Annotated in this window: 8 protein-coding genes; 3 read left to right on the top strand and 5 right to left on the bottom strand. The window is 62.9% G+C overall.

Annotated elements, in window-relative coordinates:
* Positions 1–264: 264 nt before the first annotated feature.
* Positions 265–957 carry a GntR family transcriptional regulator gene (locus J7E83_RS14890; protein WP_214963530.1) on the top strand — a complete coding sequence of 231 codons (693 nt, stop codon included), beginning with the start codon at positions 265–267 and terminating at the stop codon, positions 955–957.
* A gap of 573 nt (positions 958–1,530) precedes the next feature.
* Here J7E83_RS14890 and J7E83_RS14885 read toward each other — a convergent pair.
* From J7E83_RS14885 to J7E83_RS14865, 5 genes are all read right to left on the bottom strand, one after another.
* A complete protein-coding gene (locus tag J7E83_RS14885; RefSeq protein ID WP_214963528.1) occupies positions 1,531–2,034 on the bottom strand; it encodes a GNAT family N-acetyltransferase in 504 nt (167 codons plus the stop codon).
* 34 nt (positions 2,035–2,068) lie between these two features.
* Positions 2,069–2,479, bottom strand: coding sequence for a hypothetical protein (locus J7E83_RS14880; protein ID WP_214963525.1), 411 nt, complete (start codon positions 2,477–2,479; stop codon positions 2,069–2,071).
* Between the two features lie 124 nt (positions 2,480–2,603).
* Complete coding sequence (locus J7E83_RS14875; protein ID WP_214963523.1) at positions 2,604–3,338, bottom strand: YcnI family protein; 735 nt, start codon at positions 3,336–3,338, stop codon at positions 2,604–2,606.
* A gap of 117 nt (positions 3,339–3,455) precedes the next feature.
* Entirely contained in the window at positions 3,456–4,064 is a 609-nt protein-coding gene (locus J7E83_RS14870) for a hypothetical protein (RefSeq protein ID WP_251043906.1), read from the bottom strand.
* A gap of 222 nt (positions 4,065–4,286) precedes the next feature.
* On the bottom strand, positions 4,287–4,922 hold the full coding sequence (locus J7E83_RS14865; RefSeq protein ID WP_214963521.1) for a dihydrofolate reductase family protein: 636 nt from the start codon (positions 4,920–4,922) through the stop codon (positions 4,287–4,289).
* Positions 4,923–5,105: 183 nt separating this feature from the next.
* Between J7E83_RS14865 and arfB the strand changes: the two genes are divergently transcribed.
* Together arfB and J7E83_RS14855 are read left to right on the top strand one after the other, a co-directional pair.
* Complete coding sequence (gene arfB, locus J7E83_RS14860; RefSeq protein ID WP_214963518.1) at positions 5,106–5,528, top strand: alternative ribosome rescue aminoacyl-tRNA hydrolase ArfB; 423 nt, start codon at positions 5,106–5,108, stop codon at positions 5,526–5,528.
* A gap of 147 nt (positions 5,529–5,675) precedes the next feature.
* Positions 5,676–6,692, top strand: a complete 1,017-nt coding sequence (locus J7E83_RS14855) for a LacI family DNA-binding transcriptional regulator (RefSeq protein WP_214963515.1) — start codon at positions 5,676–5,678, stop codon at positions 6,690–6,692.
* Positions 6,693–6,755: the final 63 nt, after the last annotated feature.

Raw genomic sequence — 6,755 nt, 5'->3', positions numbered from 1 at the left:
TGCTCTAAACCATGGACGGAACCTGGACCCACGAGAACGTCGTCGCCTCCGGCGGCTGGTCCCAACGACTCATGCCCGACTTCCTCAAAGCCGTACCGGAAACCCAACGGAATTTCCTGTCCTGGTTCGTGGCAAAGGACACAGCAGAGTTTTCAGGAAAGCCGATTGGACAAAGACTCGTGCCCGATGTGGTCCGCAAGGGATCACGAGTCCAATACTGTCTAAGGAATGGAATAGGCCCACGAGCGAAGTGAGGGAATAGCAATGGCGGCACCGGAGGGACTCTTTACGTTGGAGGGAAGACCCACGGCCCAGCTGATCGCAGATCAGCTGCGGGAACAAATCGTCCAAGGGATTTTCCGTCCGGGAGAGCAGATCAATGAATCTGTCCTGGCCAGCCAGCTGCGCACCTCCAGGGGCCCTGTCCGGGAGGCCTTGCAGCGGTTGTCCCAGGAGGGGATCCTGGTCAGCCATCGCAACCGCGGAGTTTTCGTCCTGGAGCTTACAGACGACGACGTCAGGGAGATCTATACGGTCCGCCAGGCTATGGAGTCCACTGCAGCAGACGCACTGCTGGATGCTGGACAGGAGCAGATTAAGGACACCTGCCAAGTCTTAAAGACTATCGTCGGGGACATGGCGAAGCAGGTTGCCGTGTCGGACTGGCAAGCGATTGCACGGCTCGACATGCAATTCCACACCTCCTTCGTGTCCGGGGCGGGCAACTCACGCCTGATCCGGATCTACGAGACCCTGGCGGCGGAATCGAGGATGTGTATTCTCAACCTGGCTGTCGCCTACCCCCGAATCGACGTCCTGGTCCAGGAACATCAGAACCTTCTGGATCTGCTGGAGGCAGGTAACAGGGCCGCACTCCACAAAGCGATCAAACGGCACATGCAAAAGGCAATTGAAGATCTCACCGCGCCAAGGAATGCGAACGAAATCACCGCCTGATTAAGAGCCCCCAGGCAGCAATTCACAGCTCCTGCTCGGGGGCTCTTTCATGATCGAAGCTACTGCTGGCATCCCCGCCGTATCCGGGAGAAGTGCTCTTGAACGTCCCGGTATTACCTTCCGGATGCCCGTCTTCAGGCCCTCCCTCGCCCATAGACTTAGGACGCTTCCTGACTTCATTGGATCGGCACATCCCCAACCCTACCAATTGTCAACAATCGACGATAGAGTGTGATGAGGAAATATGCACATCGCGGACTTGACGGGTCGGCAGGAACGCCTGAACGGGGAAGGAAACGGAAATGCCATTAAGTCGCCGTATTTCGGTGTGGACCTCACTCCAGCATGGAGATGTCGTCACCCTTAGCCGTCGAGGCATCAAGTGCCACGGAGGCGTTGTCGATGACAGGACCGATGATGGTCGAACGATTTGGGTGATAGACGAAATCGGACATCGTCGGCTTTTCCACATCCAGGACGACTACGACCTCCTGGTCTCCGATGATTTTTCCGCCTGCTGAGCAGGCTCTGCCAGCAGCCCAATTTTGTCGGATCTCTAGGAAACCCCGGCCCTTAGCGAAGCTTGAGCATGTTCCATACGAGTTCGCCGTCGCCGTCCCACACGGAGTGGTGTCGTGTAAAGCCGAGCTTTTCCAGCACTCTGAAGGACGGGCCGTTCCATATGCGCACGGTTGACCACAGCCTGGAACGACCTGTCTGCTTGGCCGCGTCAATGACTGCCCGGGCGGCTTCTGTGGCGTAGCCACGCCCATGGGCATGTTGGAACAGCTCGTAGGCCAACTCTGGTTCGCCGATCGTTCCTTTCCCGATCACGAGACCGCAGTATCCCAGGATCTCACCGTCCAACTTCCGGACGACAACGGAGGGCACCACGCCATGATCACTTTGGGCTGCAACGACACTCGCGATGACTTCAGCCTCCGCCTCCACAGTGGCGGCCTCTCCTCTGCGCTCTCCTGCCAGGCAGCGGTGCCAAGAGGTGTCCCCTGTAGTCCAGGGTCGAAGTTGCAGCCGCTCTGTCTGCGGCTCGAGACGGACTCTTGAAAGGGACTCCATCAATCCATCATCGCGTATATCGAATGCAAGCAAACTAGGTGGTCGGCGGCCCGTCCGGCCCGGAGGTCTTCTCTGTTCCGGTGGCGCCCTTGCGTTTCGGGTCGACAATGCCGTCGCGCCCGTAATCGCCTTCTGTGTAGCGGCCTACCTCCGACTCTGCTGTCCGTCCACCGGCAGTCCCAGCCCTGTCGTAGTCACCTTTCACGAAGCGCCCAGCTTCCTTCGCCTTGCTGCCGAGGGGTTCAGGCAGGCCTCCCTCGCTGCCGGCATCACCAAAGTCCCCTTGGGTGTAATGGCCTTCCTCGTCGTCCGTGTGGCGGCCATGTCCGGTCCCCGCGGTACCGTAGTCGCCCTTGACATACCGGCCACGGAGTTCGGGTTCTTCGGGTCGCTCCTCACCAGTTGTCTTATCTGTGGGATCTTCAAATTCACTGCTGTCCGTCATGACCGTGCCTTTCGCTGACGAATCACTGCGCCCGCCAAAAGGCGCATTTTAAGTCTATCGAGGTCCCTCTCACCGCAACAGGCCACCCGTTCGAGGTGGCCCGCACCTGTTGCCCGGAGGGCGGTCACTTCCCCTTGACGGGGCGGGTGCGTGCCAACGCGGTGCCCCCTGCAGCCAGTCCAAGCAGGCCGGCGGCCAGGCCGAACCACCCCGCGGTGTCACCGCCGTCGGATGACGTGGTGGCGGACGCTGCGGCGGGGGTGGCCGCCGCGGCAGCCGGAGCCGCTGCTGCCGTGGTGACGAACGAAGGGGCAGGGTGGGATTCTCTATCACTGCCCGCTGATGCCGAGGGGCTGGCCACTGATTCTTCCTGGTCTGCCCAGTTCACAGTTGTGCCGTCGGTGTACCCTTGCGCGGCCGGCAGGGCGATGGTGGTACCGGCGGTGGGGAGGGGGCCGACGGACAGAGTGAACGTCTGGAATTCGTTCTGCCCGATCTGGTGCGCCGCGTCCGCGGTCCAGACAACGCTGGTGGGTGCCTTCGTCACAGTGGCTCCGCGGACCTGCACCGGTGTAGGCAGCGCGGTGGTGATCACTTCGGCCTTCCAGCCGTCGATCGGCTTAACCGAGACCGAGGCCAGGGGCGTGTCGGTGGGGAGTTTGACCTCGAGGCGGTTGGTCTTGGCCGTCGGGGATTCGTTCGGGACGTTGAAGGTGAGCTTGGCATATCCGCCCTCACTCGTTTTGGACGGTTCCACCGTGACGTGCGCGGAGGCGGCTGCGGCGCCGACGGCGAGCAGGCCAGCGGTCATGGTGGCGGCGACGGCGGATTTGAGGGCGCGGCGCAGGGAAATCTTCATGGCAATGATGCCTTTCACAAAAGGAAACGGGGTCAGAAACGGCCGGCCGAGTTCTCCAGCCGGTGATGCGGCGAGCGGCCGCCCCTGCCGTCCTGATCCGTGTGAAAGAGGAGGGTCTCAGGCTGCCGGTACGAAGGCGGGAGGTCCGCGCCTGGTCGGGAACCGCCGGCCAGGCCTGTCCACGGGAAGATCACGGCCAACCAGGGAGAAAAGGCGGATGCGCACGTGCGAGCAGGTGCAGGGTTCGGGCAGCCGCACGAGCGGGCGGAGCCAGGAGGCAAGGGCCGCGAGAGCCTTTTCGCCGCGGGCCAGCAGCAAGGAGGTGACAAACGTGGCGACCACGTGGGCGGTAAACATCATCCAGTCAACGGCTGCTGACGGGTCGGCCGTTGACGAGCCCAACAGTTCAGGGGCCAAGGCCGCGGCGGCGTGTCCGGCGTGGGCATGAGCCGGGGAGGGTGACGCCATTGGCGCAGCAGAGAGCGCACAGAACGACCAATGAAGCCACGCCTGTGCGGCGCCCAGCAGGCCGGCCAGCACCGGCAAGGACAGGCGAAAACGCGTCAGCACCGCCACGGGAACCAGCGTCAGCGCGCACAGAGCCGAAAGGATCAAGGGTTCCGGCAGGCTGCCCCCACTGACCAGGTGCCCCCCGGCCGCCAGCCCAAAAATGATGGAACCGATCAGTCCGGTGCGGAACAACCGGAACGGGGCACGCGTCATCATCGGCTGTCCTTTCCGGGTTCCAGGGTCACTGCGGGGTTTCTCTTCTACTCAGTGTAGAAGCTTATGGGCGAACCGGTATTCGTGCCCATGATGCCCTTATCACTCTCCGCGGAAGCACTCAAGTGCAGCGTGAGATCATCCTGTGCATCGATCAATCCGGGTCCATGGCCGAATCGGTTTATCGTGACGAAACACAAACCGTCATGAGGTGCCCGCATTGGCTCAATCCGGGCCCCTTCGCGGCGGACCGCTGAGAACAGTGGGGACGTATTCGAGCAGCTGCAGCCGACCATCGAAAGTCCTGCTGTCTACCAGCTCAAGCGAGACGTCGGGATACCCGTCGTAGATCCGCTCCCGTCCGGTGCGGCCTGTAATCACCGGGAACACCACCAGCCGGTACCTGTCTACGAGGCCAGCACTCAGCAGCGATCGGCAGAGGCTGAGGCTGCCGAGAGTGCTCCACGGCCCGGCCCCGGTCCGTTTCATCTCCGTCACGGCCTCGACCGCATCCCCGGCGACAAGCTCAGAGTTCGGCCAGGTCAGAGGCGCCTGCAGGGTGGAGGAGAAGACGACTTTGGGCACGGCGGCAAGGCCGGTCAGGCTGGCTCCCTCATCCTCAGAGAATCCCGAGCCCTCAGCCCCGGCCTCCTCTGACATCCCGGACATCAGCCGATATGTGTTCGCCCCCAGAAGGAGGGTGTAGTCCTTCTCCCCCTCCTGCTCGAGCCAAGCCAGGTATTCCGGGCCCTCCAGACCCCACCAGCCGGGCCATCCCTCGGCCGAGGCATACCCGTCGAGGGAAATGATCAGGTCGACCATCAGGCTCCGAGATGAAGCCTCTGCCGTTGTCTCGCCCATGACCGTCTCCTCGTCTGATCGATGTCAGCGTCCGCAGGACCCGGAGAGATAGCCAGTTCTCCCCTGGCCTGACCCATCGACGCCGTACCGGCAATGCTATTCCGGCTGGGATCAGGGGTTCAAGGGACCTATCGACTCGGGCGAGGTCCGATAGCGGCGCCCAGAGTGTGTAACGCTGGTTCCATGGATCTGGAGGTGTCGCCCGCGCTCACGATTCCCTCGTCGGAACTCGGCTGGCGATTCTCGCGTTCCTCGGGACCAGGTGGTCAACATGTCAATACCTCGGACAGCCGCGTCGAGCTCTCGTGGAGCGTCAGCGGCTCAGCGGCGCTTTCGGACGACCAGCGACTGCTGCTGCTGACGCGTCTCGGACGGCGACTCATCGCAGGGGTGATCACCGTGACGGTCTCCCAGGAGCGCTCTCAGCTGCGCAATCGCGAGATCGCCCTGGCCAAGCTTGCCGACCTCGTGACAGAGGGTCTTGCTCCCGAACCTGCCCGCCGCCGGGCGACCAAACCCACCCGGGGCTCGAACCGTCGGCGCCTCGCTGCAAAAGAACAGCGAGCGGCGACGAAACGGCAACGAAAGCGGCCGTCCGCCGAGTAGCGCCGAGCAGCCGAAGTGGGCGTTATTCATGGACCCGGAGCGTCTATCCCGTATTAAGCGCTGAGCATCATCAACACTCTCATTCAACGTTGTAAACTTCGTCTCAAGGGACCAGCCGGCCTGGCAGTGTGAACAAGGGAAATCGGGATGGCAACGACTCTTCACGACGTGGCACGAGTGGCGGGTGTGTCCTTCAAAACTGTCTCCAACGTAATCAACAACCACCCGCATGTAAGGCCGACCACGCGGGCCAAGGTTGAAGTGGCCATTAGGGAGCTGGGATACAGGCCCAACCTCACAGCCCGCAGCCTTCGCTCCGGGCACACCGGTGCCGTTACCCTGGCACTGCCGCAGCTAAGCCTGCCGTACTTCGCTGAACTGGCGGACGCGGTGATCGAGGCCGCCGCAAAACACGGCCTGGTGGTGCTGATAGAACAGACAGGCGCCGACCGCGACCGCGAGCTGGAAGTCATGTCCAGCCCAAGGCTCAAAATGTCCGATGGCCTGATCTTCAGCCCCCTTGAACTTGGCCAGGCCGACGTCGACCTCATCAGGGCTGATGTGCCGATAGTCCTGCTCGGTGAGCGGATCTTCGACAGCAATTCCGACCACGTGGCCATCCAGAACATCGAGGCATCCCGTTCGGCCACGGAGCACCTGCTGGACCTGGGCCGCACGCGCATCGCGGTGGTGGGGGCGCACCAGGGCGAGGTTATCGGTTCCGCCGGATTGCGTTTACGCGGCTACCGTGAGGCCCTTCAGGCCCGAGGCATCCCGTACGACGACGGCATTGTGGCTTACGTCCGGGACTGGCACCGCTCCAACGGCGCGGCGGCCATGCACGACCTCCTGGACCGCGGCGCTACCTTCGACGCCGTCTTCGGGCTGAACGATACCCTCGCCCAAGGCGCCATGCGCGTCCTACAGGAAGCCGGATACCGCATCCCCGACGACGCCGCCGTGATCGGCTTCGACGATCTGGACGAGACCCGGTACTCCCTGCCGACGCTGAGCACTGTGGATCCTGGCCGCAACGAGATCGCCGAGACCGCAGTGAAGGTTCTGCTGGACCGGATCAAAAACCCGGAAGGACCGCCCCGGGCCATGAAGGCGGCGTTCCGCGTCGTGCCCCGCGAGTCGACGGTCGGTGCCGGCCGGCCGTAGCCGACGCTCGGCTTTCTCAACCCGCGCCATACCGGTGCCTCTGTTTCCCCGGCTGTGCGCTCC

The sequence above is a fragment of the Arthrobacter sp. ISL-48 genome, from assembly GCF_018613805.1.
Classification (GTDB): Bacteria; Actinomycetota; Actinomycetes; order Actinomycetales; family Micrococcaceae; genus Arthrobacter.
This window is presented reverse-complemented; position numbering and strand designations above follow the sequence as displayed.